The sequence below is a fragment of the Shewanella sp. MF08487 genome (assembly GCF_050848685.1).
Lineage (GTDB): Bacteria > Pseudomonadota > Gammaproteobacteria > Enterobacterales > Shewanellaceae > Shewanella > Shewanella glacialipiscicola.
Genome location: NZ_JBOZPB010000006.1, coordinates 136,964 through 161,930 on the forward strand (window position 1 = coordinate 136,964; position 24,967 = coordinate 161,930).

The 24,967-nt window shown below is 46.8% G+C and carries 26 protein-coding genes and 2 pseudogenes; 19 read left to right on the forward strand and 9 right to left on the reverse strand.

The features are described from left to right. Positions 1–3 precede the first annotated feature (3 nt). On the forward strand, positions 4–1,050 hold the full coding sequence (gene glnL, locus ACRN9H_RS06580) for a nitrogen regulation protein NR(II) (protein ID WP_432312998.1): 1,047 nt from the start codon (positions 4–6) through the stop codon (positions 1,048–1,050). A gap of 38 nt (positions 1,051–1,088) precedes the next feature. Next, positions 1,089–2,501 carry a nitrogen regulation protein NR(I) gene (gene glnG, locus ACRN9H_RS06585; protein WP_432312999.1) on the forward strand — a complete coding sequence of 471 codons (1,413 nt, stop codon included), beginning with the start codon at positions 1,089–1,091 and terminating at the stop codon, positions 2,499–2,501. Positions 2,502–2,610: 109 nt separating this feature from the next. Here the strand turns inward: glnG and fieF are convergent, their stop codons facing one another. Continuing rightward, positions 2,611–3,489, reverse strand: a complete 879-nt coding sequence (gene fieF / locus ACRN9H_RS06590) for a cation efflux pump FieF (RefSeq protein WP_432313000.1) — start codon at positions 3,487–3,489, stop codon at positions 2,611–2,613. A 51-nt stretch (positions 3,490–3,540) separates the two neighbouring features. After that, positions 3,541–4,038, reverse strand: a complete 498-nt coding sequence (locus tag ACRN9H_RS06595; protein WP_432313001.1) for a Spy/CpxP family protein refolding chaperone — start codon at positions 4,036–4,038, stop codon at positions 3,541–3,543. Positions 4,039–4,329: 291 nt separating this feature from the next. Between ACRN9H_RS06595 and ACRN9H_RS06600 the strand changes: the two genes are divergently transcribed. Both ACRN9H_RS06600 and ACRN9H_RS06605 read left to right on the forward strand, forming a co-directional pair. Next, the gene (locus ACRN9H_RS06600; protein ID WP_432313002.1) at positions 4,330–5,016 is read left to right on the forward strand and encodes a response regulator; all 687 of its coding nucleotides are present in this window, start codon (positions 4,330–4,332) and stop codon (positions 5,014–5,016) included. Between the two features lie 14 nt (positions 5,017–5,030). Continuing rightward, positions 5,031–6,380 carry an ATP-binding protein gene (locus ACRN9H_RS06605; RefSeq protein WP_432313003.1) on the forward strand — a complete coding sequence of 450 codons (1,350 nt, stop codon included), beginning with the start codon at positions 5,031–5,033 and terminating at the stop codon, positions 6,378–6,380. 93 nt (positions 6,381–6,473) lie between these two features. Here the strand turns inward: ACRN9H_RS06605 and ACRN9H_RS06610 are convergent, their stop codons facing one another. From ACRN9H_RS06610 to ACRN9H_RS06620, 3 genes and pseudogenes are all read right to left on the reverse strand, one after another. Further along, on the reverse strand, positions 6,474–7,454 hold the full coding sequence (locus tag ACRN9H_RS06610) for an MDR family oxidoreductase (protein WP_432313004.1): 981 nt from the start codon (positions 7,452–7,454) through the stop codon (positions 6,474–6,476). Positions 7,455–7,671: 217 nt separating this feature from the next. Continuing rightward, a pseudogene (locus tag ACRN9H_RS06615) lies at positions 7,672–7,824 on the reverse strand (short-chain dehydrogenase); the annotation flags it as partial. After that, a pseudogene (locus tag ACRN9H_RS06620) lies at positions 7,813–7,953 on the reverse strand (DUF2809 domain-containing protein); the annotation flags it as partial. The pseudogenes ACRN9H_RS06615 and ACRN9H_RS06620, both read right to left, overlap by 12 nt. Before the next feature lie 220 nt (positions 7,954–8,173). On the opposite strand from ACRN9H_RS06620, the gene ACRN9H_RS06625 reads away from it, so the two are divergent. From ACRN9H_RS06625 to ACRN9H_RS06655, 7 genes are all read left to right on the forward strand, one after another. Further along, positions 8,174–8,761 (forward strand): cytochrome b/b6 domain-containing protein, encoded by a 588-nt coding sequence (locus ACRN9H_RS06625; protein WP_432313005.1) that lies wholly within the window; start codon positions 8,174–8,176, stop codon positions 8,759–8,761. Positions 8,762–8,814: 53 nt separating this feature from the next. Further along, positions 8,815–9,261: a DUF1924 domain-containing protein gene (locus ACRN9H_RS06630; protein ID WP_432313006.1), complete on the forward strand. Its 447-nt coding sequence runs from the start codon at positions 8,815–8,817 to the stop codon at positions 9,259–9,261. Positions 9,262–9,364: 103 nt separating this feature from the next. Next, positions 9,365–9,928: a diheme cytochrome c gene (locus tag ACRN9H_RS06635; RefSeq protein ID WP_432313007.1), complete on the forward strand. Its 564-nt coding sequence runs from the start codon at positions 9,365–9,367 to the stop codon at positions 9,926–9,928. Continuing rightward, positions 9,921–10,187 carry a PepSY domain-containing protein gene (locus tag ACRN9H_RS06640; RefSeq protein WP_105251051.1) on the forward strand — a complete coding sequence of 89 codons (267 nt, stop codon included), beginning with the start codon at positions 9,921–9,923 and terminating at the stop codon, positions 10,185–10,187. The genes ACRN9H_RS06635 and ACRN9H_RS06640 overlap by 8 nt, the downstream gene beginning before the upstream one ends. Next, complete coding sequence (locus ACRN9H_RS06645; protein ID WP_432313008.1) at positions 10,187–10,846, forward strand: winged helix-turn-helix domain-containing protein; 660 nt, start codon at positions 10,187–10,189, stop codon at positions 10,844–10,846. The genes ACRN9H_RS06640 and ACRN9H_RS06645 overlap by 1 nt, the downstream gene beginning before the upstream one ends. A 5-nt stretch (positions 10,847–10,851) precedes the next feature. Then, positions 10,852–12,168, forward strand: coding sequence for a sensor histidine kinase (locus ACRN9H_RS06650; protein WP_432313009.1), 1,317 nt, complete (start codon positions 10,852–10,854; stop codon positions 12,166–12,168). A gap of 132 nt (positions 12,169–12,300) precedes the next feature. Then, positions 12,301–12,777 (forward strand): GNAT family N-acetyltransferase, encoded by a 477-nt coding sequence (locus tag ACRN9H_RS06655; RefSeq protein ID WP_432313010.1) that lies wholly within the window; start codon positions 12,301–12,303, stop codon positions 12,775–12,777. A 78-nt stretch (positions 12,778–12,855) separates the two neighbouring features. Here ACRN9H_RS06655 and ACRN9H_RS06660 read toward each other — a convergent pair whose 3' ends face one another. The 4 genes from ACRN9H_RS06660 to ACRN9H_RS06675 form a co-directional block, all read right to left on the reverse strand. After that, positions 12,856–13,065, reverse strand: a complete 210-nt coding sequence (locus tag ACRN9H_RS06660) for a hypothetical protein (RefSeq protein WP_220772328.1) — start codon at positions 13,063–13,065, stop codon at positions 12,856–12,858. Positions 13,066–13,435: 370 nt separating this feature from the next. Continuing rightward, positions 13,436–13,948 carry a DUF1993 domain-containing protein gene (locus ACRN9H_RS06665; RefSeq protein WP_220772326.1) on the reverse strand — a complete coding sequence of 171 codons (513 nt, stop codon included), beginning with the start codon at positions 13,946–13,948 and terminating at the stop codon, positions 13,436–13,438. A gap of 163 nt (positions 13,949–14,111) precedes the next feature. Continuing rightward, entirely contained in the window at positions 14,112–15,017 is a 906-nt protein-coding gene (locus ACRN9H_RS06670) for a helix-turn-helix transcriptional regulator (protein ID WP_220772325.1), read from the reverse strand. Positions 15,018–15,086: 69 nt separating this feature from the next. Continuing rightward, positions 15,087–15,959, reverse strand: a complete 873-nt coding sequence (locus ACRN9H_RS06675) for a formate dehydrogenase accessory sulfurtransferase FdhD (RefSeq protein ID WP_220772323.1) — start codon at positions 15,957–15,959, stop codon at positions 15,087–15,089. 319 nt (positions 15,960–16,278) lie between these two features. On the opposite strand from ACRN9H_RS06675, the gene ACRN9H_RS06680 reads away from it, so the two are divergent. From ACRN9H_RS06680 to ACRN9H_RS06715, 8 genes are all read left to right on the forward strand, one after another. Next, complete coding sequence (locus ACRN9H_RS06680) at positions 16,279–16,743, forward strand: DUF3305 domain-containing protein (RefSeq protein WP_220772321.1); 465 nt, start codon at positions 16,279–16,281, stop codon at positions 16,741–16,743. Next, a complete protein-coding gene (locus ACRN9H_RS06685) occupies positions 16,743–17,420 on the forward strand; it encodes a DUF3306 domain-containing protein (protein WP_432313011.1) in 678 nt (225 codons plus the stop codon). Before ACRN9H_RS06680 ends, ACRN9H_RS06685 begins: the two co-directional genes overlap by 1 nt. A gap of 190 nt (positions 17,421–17,610) precedes the next feature. Further along, the gene (locus ACRN9H_RS06690) at positions 17,611–19,272 is read left to right on the forward strand and encodes a 4Fe-4S binding protein (protein ID WP_432313012.1); all 1,662 of its coding nucleotides are present in this window, start codon (positions 17,611–17,613) and stop codon (positions 19,270–19,272) included. Positions 19,273–19,282: 10 nt separating this feature from the next. Then, entirely contained in the window at positions 19,283–19,960 is a 678-nt protein-coding gene (locus ACRN9H_RS06695) for a TorD/DmsD family molecular chaperone (protein WP_432313013.1), read from the forward strand. A 140-nt stretch (positions 19,961–20,100) separates the two neighbouring features. Further along, the gene (locus ACRN9H_RS06700; RefSeq protein ID WP_432313014.1) at positions 20,101–20,298 is read left to right on the forward strand and encodes a twin-arginine translocation signal domain-containing protein; all 198 of its coding nucleotides are present in this window, start codon (positions 20,101–20,103) and stop codon (positions 20,296–20,298) included. Positions 20,299–20,313: 15 nt separating this feature from the next. Continuing rightward, positions 20,314–23,166 carry a molybdopterin-dependent oxidoreductase gene (locus ACRN9H_RS06705; protein ID WP_220772316.1) on the forward strand — a complete coding sequence of 951 codons (2,853 nt, stop codon included), beginning with the start codon at positions 20,314–20,316 and terminating at the stop codon, positions 23,164–23,166. Between the two features lie 26 nt (positions 23,167–23,192). Continuing rightward, a complete protein-coding gene (fdh3B, locus tag ACRN9H_RS06710) occupies positions 23,193–23,789 on the forward strand; it encodes a formate dehydrogenase FDH3 subunit beta (protein ID WP_076497216.1) in 597 nt (198 codons plus the stop codon). 49 nt (positions 23,790–23,838) lie between these two features. Further along, positions 23,839–24,867 carry a formate dehydrogenase subunit gamma gene (locus tag ACRN9H_RS06715; RefSeq protein WP_432313015.1) on the forward strand — a complete coding sequence of 343 codons (1,029 nt, stop codon included), beginning with the start codon at positions 23,839–23,841 and terminating at the stop codon, positions 24,865–24,867. Positions 24,868–24,967 lie beyond the last annotated feature (100 nt).

Below are 24,967 nucleotides of genomic sequence, written 5' to 3' on the forward strand. Positions count from 1 at the left end.
TCAATGGATAAAGAGATTCTACTCAATCACTTAGTTACAGCTGTGCTTGTTATCGATCAGGATCTCAAGCCTTGTTATGCCAATGCAGCGGCTGAGCAATTATTAGGTGTGGGTAGCCATAGACTGGTAGAACAAGCTTTACCTGAGCATTATCAAATACTCGGTGTTGAAGGCCAACTTTTAATCGATGCCGTAAAAGCCAGCCAAGGACTAACGGTAAATACCACAGTGCTAGTGACCCTCGATGGCCAACACCATACTGTGGATTTAACATTGATCCCACTCGATGACACCGTAAAACTGAGCCTGCTTGAACTACGCCAAGTTGATCAGCAAAGGCGCATTCATCAACAACTCACCCAAGATGCTCAGCAGCAAGCAGCACAGTTTTTAGTGCGTAATTTAGCCCATGAAATTAAAAACCCTTTAGGAGGGCTTCGCGGTGCAGCGCAGCTGTTATCACGGGAACTTAATAGCCCTGAATTGAAGGAGTTTACAACGCTCATCATAGAGCAAGCGGATCGCCTGCGTAATTTAGTCGACCGGCTACTCGGCCCTCAAAGGCCGACACAGCACAGTCTGCACAACATTCATCAAGTGGTGCAAAAGGTCTATAAGTTAGTTGAAGTAGCACTGCCTGCTAACGTCCAGCTTAAACGGGATTACGACCCATCGATTCCCGATATTGAAATAGATGCTGAACAAATGCAGCAAGCGGTACTGAATATTTTGCAAAATGCAGTGCAGGCGCTTGAACATTCGGGCGGGGAAATTTTGATCCGCACACGTACCCAGCATCAAGTCACCATTGGTGCCAAACGCCACAAGCTAGTGCTAACACTATCGATTATCGACAACGGTCCCGGCATACCGCCTGAACTAATAGACACATTATTTTATCCCATGGTGACAGGCCGTGAACAAGGTTCAGGTTTAGGTCTCTCGATTGCCCATAATATTGCCCGTTTACACTCGGGAAGAATCGATTGCCTTTCCAGTGCAGGGCACACCGAATTCACGATTTCACTACCTATTTTAAGCGTTAAATAATTTCAACAATACCGGCCCATGTCGTATGAGGAAGCAAGATGCGAATTAGTGAACAAGTATGGATCCTCGACGATGACAGCTCGATACGTTGGGTACTCGAAAAAGCACTCCAAGGTGCCAAGCTAAGTACCGCCAGTTTTGCCGCCGCCGAATCCTTATGGCAGGCATTAGAAATATCGCAACCGCACGTGATAGTGTCGGACATTCGTATGCCGGGCACCGACGGTTTAAGCCTGCTCGAGCGGCTGCAGGTGCATTACCCTCATATTCCCGTCATCATCATGACGGCGCACTCGGATTTAGACAGTGCGGTGAGCGCCTACCAAGCAGGTGCATTTGAGTATCTGCCTAAGCCCTTCGACATCGATGAGGCTATCTCTCTGGTCGAGCGCGCTATCACACATGCCACAGAGCAAAGTCCCGCACCAGTAAAAGAAGCCCAAGTTAAAACACCGGAGATTATCGGTGAAGCGCCAGCGATGCAGGAGGTGTTTCGCGCTATCGGCAGGCTCTCGCGTTCATCCATTAGTGTGCTTATCAATGGTCAATCGGGAACTGGCAAAGAATTAGTCGCGGGAGCCTTGCACAAACACAGCCCGCGTAAAGATAAACCTTTTATCGCATTGAACATGGCCGCTATTCCTCGGGATTTGATCGAGTCTGAACTTTTCGGCCACGAAAAAGGCGCCTTCACTGGCGCGGCTAATGTACGCCAAGGGCGCTTCGAGCAAGCCAATGGTGGCACCCTCTTTTTAGATGAAATCGGCGATATGCCGCTAGACGTACAAACGCGGTTACTCAGAGTACTCGCCGATGGCCAATTCTACCGCGTGGGGGGACATAATGCGGTACAAGTGGATGTGCGTATCATAGCGGCGACCCACCAAGATCTTGAATTATTAGTGCAAAAAGGCGGCTTTAGAGAAGACCTATTCCATCGACTGAATGTGATCCGCGTGCACTTGCCGCCATTGTCACAAAGACGGGAAGATATTCCTCAGCTGGCCAGCCATTTTCTCGCCTCCGCAGCTAAGGAGATTGGGGTAGAAACTAAGATAATGACCAAAGAAACCGCGGTAAAACTCTCACAATTACCTTGGCCCGGTAATGTTCGGCAACTCGAAAACACCTGTCGCTGGTTAACCGTCATGGCATCGGGGCAAGAAATTTTACCCCAAGATTTACCGCCAGAATTACTGAAAGACCCTGTGAGTATCACCCACACGGCTAAAGGCAGCCAAGATTGGCAATCAGCACTGACAGAATGGATAGATCAAAAACTTTCGGAAGGAAACAACGACCTACTAACTGAAGTCCAACCCGCCTTCGAACGCATACTGCTAGAAACAGCACTGCGCCACACTCAAGGCCATAAACAAGAAGCAGCCAAACGCTTAGGCTGGGGACGAAATACCTTAACGCGAAAACTAAAAGAACTGTCGATGGATTAAACCAGCGTGGGAGTTGTCTTTGGCAACTCCCAGCGCTAAAAGAACGGCAAAGACCCATTTAAGCTGCCATGAATACCGCTTTATCCATGTATTCAACCTTAAAAAAGACTTAAGTGACCTGTACTGGATCTTGGTGAATAATGACCTCGGCATCTTCAAAGGCTGCTTTAACCCGCAAGCCTGTTGTATCAGCAATACTGTGAGCCTCATTTAAACTTAAATTACCATCGAGCTCTAAATGAAACTGAATAAAGGTTGTTTTCCCCGCTTGACGAGTCCGTAGGTCATGTAACCCTTGTACACGCGGATCTTCTTTGGCAATTGTTTTAATCTGCTGACGGGTTTCGTCGTCGAGTTCCCTATCTAACAAGGCTTGAATTGAACGATAGCCTAAGCCATAGGCTTGATGACCAATATACAATGCAATTAATACGGCAAACAATCCATCAGCCCACCACCAGCCATATTGCGCTAGCACTAACGCCAGTAACACTGCGCCATTGAGGAATAAGTCAGATTTGTAATGTAGGGCATCGGCTTCAACCACAGTGCTTTTAGTCACCGCTAAGGCGCGTTTCTGTAACATGACTAACGCTAAGGTCAGTACAATTGCGATAACAGAAACCACTACGCCTATGGCAGCATTGTTGACTGGAGTTGGCGTTAATAGACGCTCCCCACCGTAGAAAAATAATAGAAATGCCGAACCCATAATAAAGGCTGATTGCGCCAAAGAGGCTAAAGGCTCAGCCTTACCATGGCCATATCTGTGGTCTTGATCGGGTGGCACAATAGCGTAACGAATAGCAATAAAGTTGATTATAGAGGCGAGTGCGTCGGCGAAGGAATCAGTCAAGGATGCCAGCATACTGGCAGAACCCGAGTAGAACCAAGCGAACATCTTGATAAGAATAAGGGTCAAAGCGGTAGCCACTGAAGCGCGGCTAGCCAGTTTGACCCAAAAATCATATTGGGAAATCTGAGTCATAGGAGAGCTATATTAGAAAGCAATAACCCTATTGTATATCAGCTGCCGTATTTAACCGCGAGGTTCTTTATCGGCATGTGCTTCAAATCGCGCTTTAAATTTAGCTTGCTGCTCAGGCGTCAACAGATTGTAAACTTGATTTTGTATCTTCATACGTTCAATCATTTGAACTTGACGTTGCTCTTGCTGTGCGCTCATTAAGGCTTTGGCTTGCGTTTCATCGAAGTTAGGTGCGGTTAATAATGCCAGCATTTCAGTACGCTGGGCTAAACGCTCCTCTTTCGTAGGGCGGCTATCCGTTCTGGAAGCTTTCTGTTCGGCGAACAGTTTTTTAACGTCAGCTTTTTGAGCATCGGTTAAATCCAGTCCTTCAAACATCTTGTGCATACCGCCCTTATCCATATGTCGGCCGCCTTGCTCCATGTGGTAGCCCTTATGGTGTTCAGCTTTGCCACTCTCAGTAGGAGCTGCACTAACTGACGTTGCCAATACGGCTGAGCTAGCAAGGATTGCAAATAAACTCGCTTTCAAAGGTGATAATGTTTTCATAGTGTTAACCTCAGTGGTTCAACTTAATAGACAAGTAATAAGACACAGTGACGACCCTTTAAAGCCAAGTCACTTTCGACGCTTACAGTCTAACCTTCCCTATGTAAGTGAGAATATTGCTCAAGTAAATCACTGTAAAGTTATGACAATAAATAGCAAATTCTCTATTCTTTACTTTGACTTACATTGCTACACAGCAATTGACATCAAAACAGGTATACTCAGCCAAAGGCTAAAGTGCCAGCGAATAAGTGGGCTGACAAGGCCATATGATCAAGATGAAGGAAATGTATGAATCGGATATTATTAATCGATGACGATCTGGGTTTATCTGAGCTCCTAGGGCAACTGCTTGAGTTAGAAGGGTTTCAATTAACCTTGGCCTACGAGGGTAAACAAGGGTTAGAACAGGCGCTTGCTACGGATTATGATCTGATCTTGCTCGATGTCATGCTACCTAAATTAAATGGCTTTGAAGTGCTGCGTGCACTGCGCCAACATAAGCAAACGCCAGTATTGATGCTGACCGCGCGTGGTGATGAAATCGATCGCGTGGTTGGGCTTGAGATTGGTGCCGACGACTATCTGCCAAAACCGTTTAACGATAGAGAGTTAATTGCGCGTATCCGCGCCATTATTCGTCGCTCGAACTTAACCACTCAAGAAATCCATGCAACACCCGTACAAGAGTTTGGTGATTTACGTTTAGACCCATCACGCCAAGAGGCTTACTGCAACGATCAGTTAATCATACTCACTGGCACCGAATTCACCCTACTGCATACCCTCGCACTGCATGCTGGCGAGTTGATGAATAAAGAAGAGCTCAACGAGAAAGTGCTTGGCAAAAAACTTATGCCCTTTGATCGCAGCTTAGACATGCATTTGTCGAATTTACGTAAAAAGCTACCCGAGCGTAGCGATGGTCGGCCAAGGGTGAAGACTATCCGTGGCAAAGGTTATATCTGGCTCCCATAACGGCGGTATCGACTGTGCCTAATCGTTTATTTATCAAATTATTACTTGGATTTTGGCTTTGCAGCTCACTAATTATTGCCTTAGTGGGCCTGCTACCATTGCTGCAGCAGAATCATGACCGTGCGCCTCTGCCGCCTCATCTTGAAAGAGTGCTTGCTAGCATAGCCCAGCGTATTCAACAGGATCCGTCCTTATTGACAACTGACTTTATCCGCCGCTTAGAAAAACATCGCGATATAGAAGGCAAACCACTGCGGATCTATTTAGCCAATAGCCAAGGACAAGTGATTAACACCCACAGAGTCAGTCGTGGTGTACGCAGTTTTATGCTGATGGCCGATGAAGAAAAACAGCCTATTAGTCATCAATTTAAAGACGAACTGGTGTTTGGCCCCTATCAATTTAATTTAGGCGCAGAAACCTATTCACTTTATGGTCGCCTACCAGATAACCATCCGCGGCCTTGGTTTTTCTTCTTTGCCGAAAATAAGCTACTCACCTTGAGCCTGGCTATTTTTCTGTCGGGATTATTATGCGGCTTACTGGCATGGCATTTAGGTAAGGCATTAAATTCACTAAAAAAAAGTGCCAATGCACTTGCCCAAGGCGATCTAACCCACCGTGTTGATGAAGCCACCACCAAGCGCAACGACGAAATAGGTCAACTCGCCAGCGCCTTTAACAGCATGGCCGACTCCATCGAAACTATGGTCAATAATCAGCAACGGCTGATGGGCGATATTTCCCATGAACTGCGTACTCCATTAACACGTCTACAGTTATCCCTCGCCCTCGCCCGTAAAAAAGGTCAGCAGACCGCCGAAACTGAGCGTATAGGTTATGAAGCCGAGCAGCTTGAAAAGCTCATTAGCGAATTACTGGAACTGTCACGGGTTAAGCTCTGCACTAACGAAACCAAGGTCTATTTAGGCTTGGCAGAATCCCTAAGCCAAGTGTTAGACGATGCGGAATTTGAAGCAGAGCAACAGGGAAAAAGAATAACTATCGATATTGATGAAGACATTGAATTAGCGCATTTTCCTAAATCGCTTTCCCGCGCGATTGAAAACCTACTGCGTAACGCTATCCGCTACGCCGAACATGATATCCACCTACAAGCTAATACAACGGCAGATCAAGTGTTTATCACGATTCAAGATGATGGTCCGGGCATAGATGCCGCCGAACTTGATGCTATTTTTAAACCTTTCTACCGCCCAGACTCGGCAAGACAAAGAGAAAGTGGCGGTTGGGGGCTCGGACTTGCCATTACTGAAGCAGCGATTACCGCCCACAAAGGTAAGATTAAAGCTGAGAACCGTGTACCAACCGGTCTTGAAGTGACGATCACACTACCGAAATAGTCAATATGAAGATAAGTACAAGTGGCAAACTTTGCGTATTCCTAGATGGCAACACCTCAGTGTTGCCATCGTTTTTAAGTATTAAAAGCTAGATTACAACTTAACTAATACACGCCCCGTGACTTGGCCTTGGATAATTTTATTCGCGAAATCAGGCACCTCTGCTAATGATATCTGCTGGCAAGCTTGCTGATAGAAATGTGCAGGCAGTGCTTTAATCACAGCTTCCCACGCAGCTTTTCGTTTCTCAAATGGACAAGAAACAGAGTCGACTCCCAGTAAACTCACACCCCGTAAAATAAACGGCATAACGGTTGTCGGTAATGCAAAACCGCCCGCTAAACCACAAATAGCGGCGGCGCCACCGTATTGCATTTGCGCCAATGCTTTAGCGAGGATCTTGTTGCCAACGGTATCGACCACACCCGCCCAGCGCTGCGCCTCAAGCGGCTTAGCATCTTGTTCAAGCTCACTGCGATCAATCACTTCTGCGGCGCCAAGCTCCTTCAATAAAGGTGCATTTTGTTCAACCCGACCACTGCAGGCGACCACACGATAGCCAGCATTGGCGAGCAAAGTCACCGCCACCGAACCCACACCACCACTAGCACCTGTGACCAAAATATCCCCACTTTGCGGTGTTATCCCAGCCTGCTGCAGCGCTTGCACGCACAACATCGCCGTAAGCCCAGCCGTGCCTATCATCATGGCTTTAGCGGCATCACAACCTTGCGGCATGGGCACCAGCCAGTCGGCTTTAACCCGCGCTTTTTGCGCCATACCACCCCTGTGATTTTCACCCACGCCCCAGCCTGTCAAAATCACCTGATCGCCAACTTGGTATCTCGCATCAGTCGATTCGCGGACTACGCCCGCAAAATCAATGCCTGGCACCATAGGAAACTGGCGAATGATTTTGCCAGCACCCGTCACAGCTAAGCCATCTTTATAATTCAGCGAGGAATAGGCAACCTCAACTAAGACTTCCCCTTCTGGTAAATCAGCTTCTGTGATCTGTGAAACTTGAGCAAACGTGCGTTTATCTTCTTGCGTCAGTAGTAAGGCATCAAACATAAATTGCTCTCCGAAGGCCATGAAAATCGTATTAAACGATATTCAAAAAGTTACCATAAAAGGCATAGACGCTATTAACAAGCAGACTTATGGCTAATAGTAAACGCTGAGATCTAAACAGATTAAAGAGAATGACCCAGAGTGATCGAGCGCAAAAGATGGCAAAAAATGATGTCTTTATGGCTTCAAACTCGCCTGCTGCAAAGCGTTACTCTGGTTAACTTGTCACGATGCAAGCGGCCGCAGGCGACAACAAGACACTAATTGCGCCACCGATATCGTCAGGTAAGCCCACACGTCCTAACGCCGTTTGCTGCGCTAAAAACTGATTCATCTGTTCATTATCCCGTACAGCACCGCCGCCAAAACCACGGATAAAACCCGCAGGCGCATATAAAGCGATTAAGACTTCAGTCAAAAATAATAAAACGGCATAAATAAAAAAGGATTTACGACTCGGATTGCGGCTGATGAAAGCGCGAATAACGGCGGTAGACATAGATAAGTTAGTCCCTAACTTCACTCAGTTGAGGTGGCAGAATCTACCGTAATACCAAAAGGTTAACAAGCGAGCTTTCGTTAACATTTAAGGCTCGTCACCCAGGCAAGCGCGCCACTTAACCCCACCAACTCACTAAATGTTCGCGCCTCAAAATTTAAGCGAGGTTTAAGTTTGGGTTAAGTAGCCTACACCTAAACCAACTTAGGAGCGTCACACCATGTCATCAAACACACTGCAAACCATCAAAGTCTGGGACCTGTTGATCCGCATATTCCATTGGTCACTTGTCGGCTTTTTCACCTTAGCCTACCTCACTGAAGGCGAAGACGAGTGGATGACCATCCACAGTTACGCAGGTTACAGCATCTTAATTTTACTGGTGTTTCGTCTGCTGTGGGGCGTGATTGGTACCCACAATGCGCGCTTTAGCAACTTTATTACTCGCCCTAAAGAAGTGCTGGTGTACCTCAAAGGACTCGTCACGGGCAAAGCCAAAGACTACATAGGCCATAACCCCGCTGGAGCAATGATGATAGTGGCCTTGATTGCCAGCATCGCCATCACGGGATTTTCAGGCATGGCTCTATACGCCACCGACGGACACGGCCCATTAGCCACAAGCTTTTTCGCCACTTGGCCCGAAGGCGCCATAAAAGAAGTCCATGAATTCTTTGCCAACTTCACTGTGTTCCTTGTGGTTATCCATGTTGGCGGCGTCATCGTCAGCAGCCTGCTACACAAAGAAAACTTAGTCAGAGCTATGGTCACGGGCAAGAAACAACGCCCAGTGGAACAAGAAGATTAATCCATTAGCCATTTTGCTTAGCAACAAGACATCCAGCCCAAAAGGAATGCCCTATGAACAGTTTCACCAGACACACGAATAAAACTCGCCTTGCTATCGTCGCAATTTCCACCTTGCTGCTGAGCAGCCTTAGCGTTAGCGCCGCCAACAGTAAGGTGCAAAGCCTGCCACAGAGCGCCGAGCGCATTGGCACGCAGCTGCAAAGTTATCAAGCCCAAGGCGCTGGACCCTTTACCGCCGCCGCAGGACAAAAGCTTTGGCTACAGGACATGGACGGTCGTAGCTGCGCCAGTTGCCATACCGCCAAAGTCACCGACATGGGGATGCACCAAAACACCCGTAAACCCATTGACCCTATGGCGCCGTCGATTACCGCAGATCGGTTAACCGACTCAGCCCAAATCGAGAAATGGTTTACCCGTAACTGTAACTGGACCTTTAAACGCGACTGCACGCCACAGGAAAAAGGCGATGCCTTACTCTGGTTAAGCCTGCAATAACCGCCAAATGTCGACCGTATCACTCATTCAATTAGCTCATTTAATTAGATCAATTAATTTCAATACCTTCCACAGAAGGTAACGGCACAAAAAGGAAGATGTCATGACTCAACAAGCACACCCTATTAGCTGGTTCTTAGGTTCATCACTCACAGCCGCGGCATTAGCCATTGGCGTTATCGGCATCAGCATAACCTTAACCGGCACAGGCTATGCGGACGATGGCCGCGAGCTCAGCCGCGCTGTTCCACAAAATGCGGAATATACGGCAGAATGTGGCAGCTGCCACATGGCTTATCCTGCGAACTTACTCCCCGCCGACAAGTGGCGCGCCATTACCGCAAATCTTGATAATCACTTTGGTGACAACGCCAGTCTAGATCCTCAAGTCACTGCTAGAATTGAGGAATATCTGGTTCAACATGCGGCGCAAAATGGTAAGGTGATGAAAAACAGCACGCCGCTGCTCGTAGGATCTGGGCCGCAGAAGATCACAGAACAGGCATTTTTTATTCGCAAACACGATGAGATCCCAAGGCGTATGGTGCAAGATAACCCCAAAGTCGGCTCATTCAGTCAATGCAGCAATTGTCACAACCTCGCAGAGAAGGGCATATTCGATGAAGATACCGTTAATATTCCTGGCTTTGGCCGTTGGGATGATTAGCAGCCCCAGCTGCAATGCCCACGACGATGATCTTTCCAGCAAGGTGGTCGAGTGGGTTAAGGAGGGCAAAGTTTTGCCCTTCGACACCATAATGCAACGCTATGAATCACGGCTAAAGGGACGGTTGCTCGATCTCGAAGTCGAGCAAAAACATGGAAGGATCATCTACGAGCTCGAAATCCTTCGTGACGATGGCATAGTGTATGAAATCAAGATTGACGCCAAAACCGGCGAGTGGCTAAAGGAAAAGGTCGACTGATGCGTTTGCTATTGATTGAAGATGATACCGATCTGGTCGCGCGCCTCATTCCCGCCCTTAACAAGGCGGGTTATACCGTCGAGCACGCCGATAACGGTATCGACGGTGCCTTTTTAGGCGAAGAAGAAAACTTCGAAGCCGTGATCCTCGATCTCGGTTTACCCGGCAAACCCGGTTTACACGTCCTTGGCCAATGGCGACAAAAAGGCTTGGCTATGCCAGTGCTTATTCTCACCGCCCGTGATGCGTGGCACGAACGGGTCGACGGCCTCAAGGCGGGTGCGGATGATTACCTCGGCAAGCCTTTTCACATTGAAGAACTACTCGCAAGGCTCGAAGTGTTGATCCGCCGCCACTTTGGCCGTGCCGACAATGTGTTGCAACATGCGGGTGTTTCCCTCGATGTCGACAAACAAGCCGTCACCAATGTCGAGGGTGAAGTGATAGAGCTGACTAAGATTGAATATCGCCTGCTGCATTATTTAATGGTCAATCCCAGCAAAATCGTCTCTAAGTCAGAGCTCAGTGAACGCATTTACGAAGAAGATCAAATCAAAGACAGCAATGTCATCGAAGTGTACGTCAACCGCCTGCGCCAGCGCCTAGGTAAGGATTATATCGAAACCCGTCGCGGCCAAGGTTATCGACTCAAGGAGTAAAAGGCGTGTATTCACTCAAGGGTTATCTGACGCGCAATCTGCTGATCACGCTCACCTTTGCCATGGTGCTGTTACTGTATTTTCTGTACCAAGGTATCCAAATATTAACCCAAGACTTTGTTGCCTCGCGATTGCAACACGATGCCGACAGCCTGATCTCCGCCCTGAATCACAATCCCGATGGCACCTGGGCACTCACCACTGACCGCTTACCCAATGTGTACCACAGGGTTAATTCTGGGCATTATTTTGCAATTCAAATCGGCGAGCAAACCCTGCGCTCACGCTCCCTATTCGACCATAACGTGAACATGCCGAAGCTAGCCGCCGGTGAGCACCACCAAGCCACTGAGTTTGTCGGCAAAGAACATTGGTTGATGTTCAGTCAGGCCATTATCAAAGATGATCAATTAGTTACCCTGTGGGTAACAGAAGACATCAGCGAGCTCGAACAAACCCAAATACACTTTTTAGCCTTTGCCAGCGCGGCCGTGTTGCTCACGATTGTTATTTTATTACTGGCTCAGTATCAATTACTTAAACGCGGCTTTAAACCCTTAGAGCAGATGCCAGAAGCCATACGGCAAATGCGCACCCAAGGGCAAGAAATCAATCCTGACCAAGTGCCAAGCGAGATAGTCCCACTGATCGAAGAGATAGATCGTTTAGTCAATCAATTGGGCCAGCGAGTACAACGCTCCCGTAATGCCTTGGGTAACTTAGCCCACGAGATGAAGCGTCCACTACAAGGGCTGCAGTCCTACCTAGAAAGCCTTCCGCCTGAACAGCGGAGTGAAGGCAGTAAAGTGCTCGCAAACCTGCACCACATCATTGAGAGAGAGCTTAAGCGCACTAAGATTGTCGGTCTGTCCACTCCAGGGCGTTATACCTTGCTCGATGACGATCTTGCGCCGCTGATTCAAGTAATGCAGCGCATCTACCCAGACCGCATTATGCATAGCCATTACACGAGCGGCTTAGTAATGCCGTTTGATCGGGATGACTTACTCGAACTCTTAGGCAATTTACTGGATAATGCCTGCAAGCATGGTCGCAAAAATATTGAGATCCATATCAGTCAGCAAAACGTGCCAGCCACTGGCTATAGGATAGAAGTGAGTGATGATGGCGAAGGCGTCTCCGATGCCGCATTGTCGATTATCATCGAGCGCGGCATTCGGTTAGATGAAAGCATCCAAGGCCATGGCTTAGGATTATCTATCTGCAAAGATATCGTCGACAGTTATCAAGGTGAACTGCGCTTTAAACATGCTGAACAAGGCGGACTCGAAGCCAGAGTGTTTCTGCCAATTCCGAGTTAAGCGGTATACTCAGCCAAACCATGCTCAATCAAACCTGCCGCCACATAATGTAGACCAGCGAACGGACTTAATTATTCGTGCCACTATGTCGCACCATTAAGCCCTTTGCATAACACAAGTCCAGAGATTTATATGAAAGTTATCGACCTAAAATCGGCCCCGCAGCACATTCCACTGCTAGCACAATGGCATCATCAAGAATGGGCACATTTAAGTTCTGCGGACGCCACAGTCACCACACTCATTGAGCAAATGAGTGAGTATTTAACTGACGCCGTCATCCCAAAGATGTTTATTGGTGAAGAAGCAAACCAAGTAACGGGATCATCGTCATTGATTGCTGAGGATATGGATAGCCGAACTGATTTAAGCCCTTGGCTCGCCAATGTGTATGTTGATGCAAACCATCGCAATAAAGGGTTGGGTAAATTGTTAGTCAAGGCTGTCGTTGATTATGCTAAAGCGCTTGGTTTACAGAAAATCTACTTATTTACCGCCGACAAAGCCGATTTTTATCAAACATTGGGATGGTCAATCATTTCACGGGAAGATTATAAGGGCGGGAGGGTGACAATAATGGAATATGAGTTAATGGATTACAGTCGTTAACCGAGTGAATAAGCTCCACGACTGCGTCGTGAAGCTATACATGCAAGCTACCTTTATTTTTACGGTTAGCTTTTAACGCTAATCAATTTCTATTTCCATACCGAAACGGTTGGATAATTGGCGCTGTTCATGCAGGATTTCAATTCGGCGGCGGGTATCTTGAGCCAACTTGTCTTTGAGCCGTAAGCCACTAGCAGCTGTGGTTTTTTTGGCTTTTTTACTCTTAATCGGTAAATCAATGGTCGTTGCATCGGTTGGACTTTCGACGGTTTGAAATTCGACAGACATAGCTAACTCCTTTAATTCGAACCATTAAGCGGTTCTTCCAGTAAATCCCTGTTTTGAAGACTCCACAGGTTATTTCAATCAATCTATTTCGCTACAAGATAGTAACCTATTAAGATTAACTCGTTATTAACCTAGCGGTTTATCATTCAAGCAAATCAGTATTGCGACTCATCCGTTAGCACAACGATATTTAAGAATGAGACATTGTCGATAAACAACGCACCTAACGAGCGAATATTTATTGGCGACCGAGCGGTATATATTGTTAAAAATAATGCTTAAATAGTGCAGAAAGGTTGGCGAATATATGCGGGGCAATCTCTGCTGCACAACTTTTAGGCTGTGCAACAGTACTACATCTAGACTCGTTTTACGACTTATATGGCATAGCACCAAGGTAATCTTTCTTGCCCACATCGACACCATTGTGACGTAAAATTGCGTAGGCTGTTGTTATATGAAAGTAAATATTTGGAATTGCATGCTCAACAGCAAACTCATAACCGGTAAGATATTTCCCCTCCCAGCGTGGTTGTGACACATGAATAGTGTCTGAATTAACAAAATCTTCTGCTTTGAAGGTCGCTAAGTACGCCAATACTGAGCTAATACGTTCCTGTAATTCAGCTAATGTCGTTTCATTATCATCATGCTTAGGGACTGTATCTAAATTATCCGTTAAACGGGCAACGCCAATTTTGGCGGTATCGCAGGCAATTTGCACTTGGCGAGCAAGATTAAATTGATCTGGCGCTAAACGTGAATTGAGTAAAACAGCCATATCCACTTTCTTAAGGTTTGCGAAACACTCGCCTTTTTCAAGAATAACGCTTAAATTTTTCAGCATCTTGCTAAATTGTACAACCGTTAAATTATAAAGCATGGCATAAACCTCAGTGATGAACGCTACAAGACTGCAGCACTTTAGTTGATCTTGGGGCAAATAAACCTAATTCAATCACTTTAGCAAATTATGTTTTATTGCACAGGAGCTGATATGCGCCAGTACCAGCCTATAATGTTGCCAAATAATAAGATCGCCAATATTAACTCGCACTCCATAATAACTGACCACAATCGGTCAAATCATAACCACCGAGTAACGCAGCCATTTGGCGTGAGTGCCCCGTCGAAAGCATCGTAAATAACTGCTGTAACTGGCGACGGAAGTAAATGCTTTGAGGCATAACAAAATCAAAAGATTCTTTAATCAAAGGCACAAAATGTAAACCACTTTCGAGTGCAACCGACTGGCAGCCAAAGCCAATATCCGCATCACCACGGGCAATATAACCCGCTAATTCACGCTCGCTATAGGCAGTAAGCACCACATTGAGTTGGTCTAATCGAGCACCTTGTTTCAGCAACCAATGCTCTAAATGTTGCTGGCTACCCGCCCCGCCCTGACGACTAACCCAGCGCCAAGGTAGGCTTACAACTTTGTCTTCCTCTTGGCATCTGTGGTGCATATCAGCACGCATAATTAACCCCTGTTGACGGGAATAACCGTGCACCATGATCCACTGCTGATGATTGTTGTAACCCTTTAATAATGCTGGATGACGAATATTTCTATCTTCCATGCTACCCCAGTGTAAGGTGCACACATCCGCATAACCTTTAGCGAGTAGCTCAAGACCAAGGCGTGAGCCGGTAGCACTGTAACTAATTAATTCTCGGCTACCCACTTGCGCCATCAAGCGCGCTACCAGCATAGATAAGAGAGGGTCATCACTACCGGTAATTAATAAACGGTCGGTAAGCATGCCGCTATGGCACGAGTCCATGACCCAACGGTCAATCAACACTTTTGGGAACAACCACTTGCCGGTTATTTTGGTAGCCGGTAGCACTCTGTCATTGGCCATGGCATAGACTTTTTTCTCATTTAGATCTAAATACTCGGCCACTTGCTTTGCGCTCATATAGACCAATTCGCCGCCAGAACTCATCTGCTTTCCTTGTTTTATTATCCGTTTTTGCGTGTAAATCGTCGTCGCTACCTTCGTAACAATCGTGTTCTAAACGGTGGTATTGACATCGAACTCAAGATTTTCGCTACCGTGATACACCAAAAAGTGTCGGCCTTTAGCCCGGGCAATAATGGTAATCCCTAACTGCTGCGCCAACGCTAAACCCATTTGAGTCACACCGCTTCGCGATAATAAAAGTGGAATGCCCATCTTGGCGACTTTAATCACCATTTCCGAGGTTAAACGGCCGGTAGTATAAAAAATCTTATTGTCACCTCGGTCCTGCGTTAACCACATATCACCAGCCAAGGTATCAACTGCATTATGTCGACCCACATCTTCAACGAAGGCCATAATTTTATCGGCCTCACACAAGCCACAGCCATGAACAGCACCGGCATTTTTATAGGTTTCGTTATAGTCGTTAATATTTTTTAATAAGCTATAAAGCGTGCTTTGTTTCAGGCTAGGTGTCGGTAATTTAATATCCTCTAAACCCTGCATAAAACTGCCATATACCGTACCTTGGCCACAGCCTGATGTTACCGTTTTTTCAGACAGTTTTTCATCTAGATCAGCAGTTTGCTCACGGGTGACCACAGCGGCAGAACTCACATCCCAATCTACAATCACAGAATCAAGCAGACTTACATCCGAAATAAACCCCTGATTTTTAAGATAACCTAACGCCAGTGATTCAGGTTTAGCGCCGAGTGTCATCAGTGTCACTATTGGCCGCCAGTTTAAGTACACAGTAAGCGGACGCTCACAGGCAACAAATTTATCTAACACTTCGCCTGCTTCATTCACCGCTTTTACGGCAATGGTTAACGGCACTTCAGCTTGAGTTCTTACAAAGGAACATTGATGCAAAGGCTTTTGATTGGGGTGAGCTGTCGTTACTACTTTATCTGTGCCCATAGTGTTTTCCAAAGTCATAATGCTACCGCTTGGCGAGTGATGGCCTGAGCATAGCAATATTTGTACCTAGGTATAAAACTCAGCTTTAAATGCGTGATCTGCCGCAGAACTGATTTTTCATTAGCCCTTTTATGTCCCAAACAAAACCCAAGATAGGTCAAAATGTCCCACTTTAAAGCGGGTTTTGATGATCCAGCTCAAACAAATACCCCCCATTTAATGGCATCAATATTGCAGTGACTATTTATTACAATTGATTGGTTACACCGATCCGTAAAATCAACGGTTCGCCTATCAACACGGCTGAGACGGAGAGATAATGCAACATACAACAAGTGTTTGGCCCATGTACGTTTCACTCAGAAAAGTAGAGAAACTCGTTGGCCGCTGGACTTCGGTACAATGGGAAATTGAACATCTGCTGCCCGCCACCCACCCAGCCCCCGATGGTGCAACCTTAGTGCTACTCGAATTGCATAAAGATGAACGCGCCAGCTACCGCCTTAATATCGATTTAGATAATCCTATGCTGTATTTAGTGTGCGATGAAACGGTTGATAATACTTGGGTGCCCGCATTACTGTCGGCAGATCAAAACGTTGCCGCTGGTTGTCTTGAAGGCAACACGCCAGTCATCAACCTATTGATGCCAAAAGCTATTGCTTGTTGGATTGAAGCCTTTATCACTCAGTATGGCGAAGTTGAAATCGCCGCTCATCGCCGTAAGCATGTCGATGGCCGTAGAAATCAAGGCCCTAGTCACGATCCACTTCGGAGGGATTAATGCCTCAACCGACCCCAAAAGCTGGCGGATTATTAAGCCGCTGGAACCAACGCCGCGAACAAGTTGCAGCAGAAGAAGCACTAGACACGCAAGGGCAAACTACGCCTCAACAAGCACATGCGATTAATAAAGTTGATGAAACAGTCTTAGCAGAATCGACTCAAGCTACTGAAGCGATAACTGAGGTTCATCCCGCAGAAAATGACGATCCAAACCGCATACTTACCGCAGCGGATTTACCTAACCCTGACGAGATTGCAATTGGTGGTAGCTTTGCCAGTTTTATGGGGGCGAATGTCGATCCTGCGGCTAAGTCCGCAGCGTTACGCGCATTGTGGAAACAACCTCATTTCAATGAGATAGATGGGCTTTTAGAATATGCCCTCGATTATAGTAATCAACCTAAACTCAGCCCAGAAGTCTCAGCCGAATTAGCGAAAAAAGTCTTCCGCTATATCACTAAAGAGAGTGAAGCAGCGGATGAAGAGTCAGTCTTAGCTAAACACGCTGCAGACACTGAACAATCAACTAATCTTGATGTTAGCGAAGTAAAAACAAATGAAGTCGAAACTGAATTGGCTGTAGAGCCAATAACGGACAATTTGGATGGAGAGGCTGATGACCTATCCCAAAATGAACCAGAGCCGCTAGCTCAGGCCCATACTCGAGTTGTTTAACGTCAGTTTACCTAATTTTAATGTCCGTAACCTTGGTATGTGAATTGCTGTACTAAGCACTAGATAAGCTTAGATAAAAGCAGAAAAGGCAATGACTTAGTTATTACCAACCGCCTAAATCTGCCCAGATACAGTAAAACAAGAAACAGCCAACGTACTGTTCAAAAACGTAATGTGAGCACTCAATTTGATGACCAGTCAAAACCAAGAAGCGTTAAAACAAACGCGACAACAGGTGTTAGCGCAAACTCAGATGCTACAGAATCTGATCCCGCCAACCGTCAGCTACACCACCGAAGGCAATGTCCTCATTATCGGCCCAGAAGACTTAGCCCGCCTCGCGGCGGACAAATTGTCCACTATGACGCAGCGCGTAATTTTGGCCAATGAAGCCATTACCAACCAAGATGAAGACCACCTTGAGCGCGTAATGGCCGCTGCCACTGACGTCGAAAGCTACTACAACAAACTCATTGGCGTAAAAGGCTTTTTAGGCCAATTTCAAGTCAGTGTTGAACATGAAAATGGCGCGGCTGAGCTCAGCGTGGTGTCGATTCGTAAACCCCACTTCGATATCGTACTCGATTTAAGTAGCACCGCCTGTTTGAATTTAGAAATGCTGCCACCTGGGTATTTTTATGTCGGCCAAGATACGGCAAAACTTGACGATGCACTGGCACAAATCCCAAACTTTATCGGCCAATTTGATAAACCACGTTACGTCAAAATCAATCCCGATTTATGCGCCCATGACCGTAACGGTATCAATGGTTGTAATCGTTGCCTTAATTTTTGCCCAGCCGATGCGATCAGCAGCGTTGCTAAAAAAATTGAAGTCGACCCGTATCTTTGCCACGGCGCAGGTAGCTGTAGTAGCGCGTGCCCAACGGGTGCGATTAGTTACGATTTACCTACGCCACAAGCCCTGTATTCATACCTCAACAAAGTGGTCAGCCGCTTTCGCGAACAGGCTCAAACAGCACCTGTGATTTTATTCCACGACAATGCTATCGGCGCTGATTTTATTACTGAAAATTTAGCGGGAGATATCATCCCCGTTGGCCTTGAAGAAATTACCGTTGCCAGCATAGATCACTGGCTATCGGTACTCGCTTGGGGCGCGCGCCAAGTGCTTATCCTTAACACGGATGCCACCGCGCCCACCCTTACGCAAATGCTTAAAGGTGAGCTTTCATTAGCCAACAGTATTTTAGATGAAATGGGCCAGCCACAACGCATCAGCCTTATCGACCCAAGCATGCTTAACGACTTATCATCGATGCTCGATATCAGCTTAGATTGGCCCGTGATTGTGCCTGCCGTGTTTGCATCGACCACTAAGCGCAACACGTTATTTGAAGCAATAGATCACCTCAATAGCCAAGCGGGCGAAATCGATACTTGCCTAAGCCTCAATAATATTCCCTTTGGCAAAGTCAGTGTAAATGTCGAAAAGTGCACCCTATGTATGTCCTGCGTGGCAATTTGCCCCACTGTGGCATTACAAGATGGTGGTGACAAACCTGCGCTCTATTTTATTGAACAAAACTGCGTGCAATGCGGTTTATGTGAGGCGGCCTGTCCTGAAAAAGTGATTAGCCTAATCCCACAAATTAATTTTGATAAAACCGTTCGTCAGCAACAACACACCCTAAAAGAAGAAGCTCCCTTCGAATGTATTCGCTGCGGCTCTGCTTTTGCGACCCAATCTATGGTGCATCGGATGCTGGATATGGTCGGCGCGCACAGTGCATTTTCTGCCAATATTGAACGCTTGAAAATGTGCGGTGACTGCCGGGTAAAAGACATGTTTGAAGACATTCTTCAAGATCCTGAAAAGCAACTTCGATAAGAGATCCGCAATGACCGAATCAGTAAGACAAGTTTCAGAAAACGATCAGTTGAGAGCAGATATCTATCAACTGTTTGCCGCCCTGTTGCGCCGTCAGCCGAGTCCTGAACTGCTGCAGTTTTTGATCACACTTGAAATCGATGACAACGAAGACAACGAGATGACCAAAGCCTGGTTATCACTCCAACTTGCCGCCCAGCAGTTCAACAGTGACCAGCTAGAAGACGAGTATTTTAACCTATTTCTCGGCGTAGGTTGCGGTGAAATCCTGCCCTACGGTAGCTGGTTTATGACGGGCTCATTAATGGATAAACCACTGGCATTACTGCGCCAAGACCTAATACAACTAGGTTTTGAACGTGAAGAGAACGTGAAAGAGCCTGAGGATCACGTTGCCGCCTTGTGTGAAGTCATGGGTGTTCTGATTTTAGAGGCGCCAAGTTATCGCCAACTCGCCTTCTATCAACGCCATATAGGTAGCTGGATTGGTCGCTTCTGCGATAATTTAGCCAAAGCGCCAAGCGCGGCTTTTTACGCAACCGTCGCACAACTGGCCAAAGCCTTTTTTGAGATGGAAGCCAATGCCTTTGAGCAATTGAGCTTAGATATTCCCGTTAATTGCCCCGGTAGTGCAGACTTACAACCCGCCACCAGCGATTTAGCGAAAAAAATAGATTTAGTGAATTAATGATCAGCTAAGAGCTGCATAAGTTCAAACGATGAAGGTAAGTACATGCTTACCTTCATTAAAATAACGAAAGCTTAGGCTTTCACAATACCGAAGTGGTCGATTTTTGTGCCATTTCAATCCAGTAACAAGGAGACACTATGAAGAAGCCAACTTCCGATATCGGTCGTCGTCAATTGCTAAAAGCATTGGCGTTAGGCAGTGCGGCAGGCGCAGTGGTTACCGTAAGTAGTCAGGCACTTGCCTCGACAAAAACGGCAGCAACCGTAGAGCCAAAGAGTGAAAACTACCGCGAAACCGAGCATATTCGTCACTATTATGCGTCGCTAAATAACTAACCAAAGGAGAGTGTGATGCGATTAACCCGCAAAACAGACCAGGTTGTCGGCTCTACAGCGTCAGCACTGGGTCTCAACCGTCGTCAGTTCTTGAAATCGGCAGGTCTTGCCACAGGTGGAATCGCTGCGGCGTCCATGCTGGGTACAGGCATGATGCGTAAAGCACAAGCCCAAGAAGACATAGGCCATAATGTTCCTACCGAAGTTAAACGTACTATCTGTTCTCACTGCGCCGTAGGCTGTGGTGTCTATGCAGAAGTACAAAACGGCGTGTGGACAGGCCAAGAACCGGCATTTGACCATCCCTTTAACCAAGGTGGACACTGCGCGAAAGGTGCGGCACTGCGTGAGCATGGCCATGGCGAAAAACGCCTAAAATATCCGATGAAGTTAGAAGGCGGTAAGTGGAAAAAGATCTCTTGGGATCAAGCTATTAATGAAGTTGGCGACAAGATGGACATGATTCGTCAAGAGTCAGGCCCAGATTCAGTTTACTTTATGGGTAGCGCTAAGTTCTCTAACGAACAAGCTTATTTATATCGCAAATTCGCAGCACTGTGGGGCACGAACAACGTCGACCATTCAGCCCGTATTTGTCACTCTACCACGGTAGCCGGTGTTGCTAACACTTGGGGCTACGGTGCGCAAACGAACTCTTTAAATGATGTTCGCAACTCTAAATGCATCATGTTTATAGGTTCAAACCCTAGTGAAGCACACCCAGTAGCGATGCAACACTTTTTGATTGCCAAAGAACGCGGCGCAAAAATTATTGTTGTTGATCCACGTTTCACCCGTACTGCAGCTAAATCTGACGAGTACGTGCATATCCGTCCTGGTACCGATATTCCATTCATTTATGGTCTGTTATGGCATATCTTTGAAAACGGTTGGGAAGATAAAGAGTTTATCAAAAAGCGTGTTTATGGCTTAGAGCGTATCCGCGAAGAAGTTAAAAAGTACACACCAGAAGAAGTTGAACTGGTTGTCGGTGTACCTAAAGCACAAATGTATCGTGTGGCTAAAATGATGGCCGAAACTAAACCCGGTACTATCGTTTGGTGTATGGGTGGAACCCAGCATCACGTTGGTAACTCCAATACTCGTGCATACTGTATTTTACAGTTAGCCCTTGGCAACATGGGCGTTTCTGGTGGCGGCACTAACATTCTGCGTGGTCACGATAACGTACAGGGCGCAACTGACTTTGGTTTGTTATTCGATAACTTACCCGGTTACTACGGCTTAACCACTGGCGCATGGGCTCACTGGACTAATGTCTGGGATCTCGATCCTAAGTGGGTTGCGGCTCGTTTTGATCAAGGTGAATACTTAGGCCAAAGCCCACAAACGTCTACAGGTATCCCTTGTTCTCGCTGGCACGATGGTGTGTTAGAAGATAAAGCCAAAATTGCCCAAAAAGACAATATTCGTCTAGCGTTCTTCTGGGGGCAATCGGTTAACACTGAAACCCGTGGTCGTGAAGTGCGTGAGGCACTGAACAAAATGGACACTGTTGTAGTGGTTGATCCATTCCCAACCATGGCGGGTGTTATGCACCAGCGTCAGGACGGCGTGTATCTGTTACCTGCGGCAACGCAGTTTGAAACCTATGGTTCGGTCTCTGCCACTAACCGCTCAATTCAGTGGCGTTCAAAGGTTATTGAACCTTTGTTTGAGTCGCTACCTGATCACGTGATCATGTACAAACTGGCTAAAAAAATCGGTATCGACCAAGAGATGTTTAAACACATCAAAGTCAATGGCGAAGAACCTTTAATTGAAGACATTACCCGCGAGTTCAATACGGGTATGTGGACAGTGGGTTACACAGGTCAAAGCCCTGAACGTTTGAAAATGCACCAAGAAAACTGGGGTACTTTCGACGTCAACAGCTTACAAGCACCTGGTGGTCCAGCCAAAGGCGAAACCTATGGCTTACCTTGGCCTTGTTGGGGCACGCCAGAGATGAAACATCCCGGCACCCAGATTCTGTATAACGAAGCGAAACATGTTAAAGACGGTGGCGGTAACTTCCGCGCCCGTTACGGTGTTGAGCACGATGGCGTCAATATTCTTGCCGAAGGTTCTTTCTCTAAGGACAGCGAAATCCAAGACGGCTATCCAGAATTTACCGCCGATATGCTTAAGCAATTGGGTTGGTGGGATGACTTAACCGAAAACGAGAAGAAACACGCTGAAGGCAAAAACTGGAAAACTGATATTTCTGGTGGTATTCAACGTGTGGCAATCAAACACGGTTGTATCCCTTATGGTAACGCTAAAGCACGTTGTATCGTTTGGACATTCCCAGATGATATTCCGAAACATCGTGAGCCACTTTACACTCCTCGTCGTGACTTAGTCGCTAAGTACCCCACCTACGAAGACCGTATGGTTGCACGTCTACCGACACTGTATAAGTCAATTCAGGACAAAGACTTTGCTAAAGACTTCCCACTGGCGCTGACATCTGGTCGCTTGGTGGAATATGAAGGCGGCGGTGAAGAATCTCGTTCTAACCCTTGGCTTGCTGAACTGCAACAAGAAATGTTTATCGAAATCAGCCCAGCCGATGCGGCAGACCGCGGGATCCGTGATGGCGATGACGTTTTTGTACATGGTCCAGAAGGCGCCAAAATTACGGTTAAAGCTATGGTGACACCGCGTGTAATCGCCGGTGAATGTTTTATGCCATACCACTTTGCTGGTGTGTTTGAGGGCGAAAGCCTAGCGAAAAACTATCCCGAAGGCACAGTACCTTACGTGATCGGTGAATCCGCAAACACCATTTTAACTTATGGCTACGACGTTGTGACTCAGATGCAAGAAACTAAGTCCAGCTTGTGCCAAATCAGCAAAGCCTAACCTACTTGATGAGGAGATAAGCCATTATGGCAGTCATGAAATTTCTGTGTGACACCAAACGCTGCATCGAGTGTAACGGTTGCGTCACGGCATGTAAGAACGAAAACGACTCCGCTCTTGAGTGGGGAATTCAGCGTCGCCGCGTGGTGACGATTAACGATGGTCTACCTGGCGAAGCGTCTATTTCAGTGGCATGTATGCACTGTACCGATGCACCCTGCATGGCCGTATGTCCGGCAGATTGTTTCTACCGTACCGAAGATGGCATAGTGCTGCACAACAAAGATACCTGTATCGGTTGTGGTTATTGCTTCTATGCTTGCCCATTTGGTGCACCGCAATTCCCGAAAAAGACTGCCTTTGGTAGTCGCGGTAAAATGGATAAGTGTACTTTCTGTGCCGGTGGCCCAGAAGAAACCTTCTCCGAAGCCGAGCGTAAAAAATACGGTGCAAACCGTATTGCTGAGGGCAAGTTACCTATGTGTGCTGAGCTTTGTTCGACTAAAGCACTGCTCGCAGGTGATGCGGAAGTGGTATCAAACATCTACCGTCAACGTATGGCCTCTCGAGGCAATCCTAACGTGATTTGGGGCTACAACCCCAAGACAGGTGAGATTATCTAAGCAGAGCGAGGGTTAGGGAGCTTTTCCTAACCCCCAGCAAGGAGTGAAAATGTTAAACAAACAGTTAAACAAATCACTGCGCAGTCTGTTTGCTCTGTTGGTGCTCGTCACGGGATTGGGATTAGGTTCAGTCATGAGCGCAATCCCAGCACAAGCAAGTGATCAGCAATCGAGTCAACAACAGGCGACAGCGCAAACCAGTGAGGCCGATCTTTGGCGTGCGGTAAAAGCAGGCGATGCCGGCTATACCACAGCTAAAGGGATAGAAACTGGGGTGTTGATTAACGTTGTCGGTAACCAAGGTAAAGAACTGAGAAACGAGTATCTGACCCCTATCATGGCATTAGCTGTGGTCGGTGTTTTCGGTGCTTTCTTATTGTTCTATCTGGTGAATGGTCCATCAAAACTGAGCAAAGGCTTTTCAGGTAAGTTGGTCGCACGTTGGTCTAAGGCGGATCTGTGGATCCACTGGATCATGGCAAGCAGCTGTCTGGCACTGATGTTTACCGGTCTAACGATTATGCTAGGTAAGCATGTTGTGCAGCCAATGTTAGGGCCCGATCTTTGGGCGCCGTTGATCTACGGTAGCAAAACCATCCACGATTGGGCTGGCCCCATCTTTATCGCGGCTTGGGCGGTATGCGTAGTAAAATGGATGCCACTACAAACCTTTAAAATGTATGATTTAAAATGGTTTTTAGTGGTGGGTGGTTATATCAACTTTGGTCCGTTCAAAGGTAAACACCCTGACAGTGGTTTTGCTAACGCCGGTGAAAAAATGTGGTTTTGGACGCTGATGTTGTTTGGTTTATTCATCAGTGTTTCTGGCATCATGTTGGTCTTGCCAGGCTTAGAACTACCCCGTACAGCTTCTATGGCCGCACTGTTGATCCACTCAATCAGCGCAATTATCCTGATTGCCTTTACCATAGTGCATATTTGGATGGCGACCGTGCTCAGCGAAGGCGGTATGGAATGTATGAAGTCGGGTTATTGTGATGAAAACTGGGCCATCCAGCACCACAATCTCTGGTATGACGAAATCAAAGCCAATGGCAGCTTGACCTATAAAGACTAAGTTAAACCGCAGCTTTTATGCCCTTAAAACACCTCGCCATGCGAGGTGTTTTTTTATCTGCACTTCATTAGATAATACAAAAACTTAACACCTGAAACAC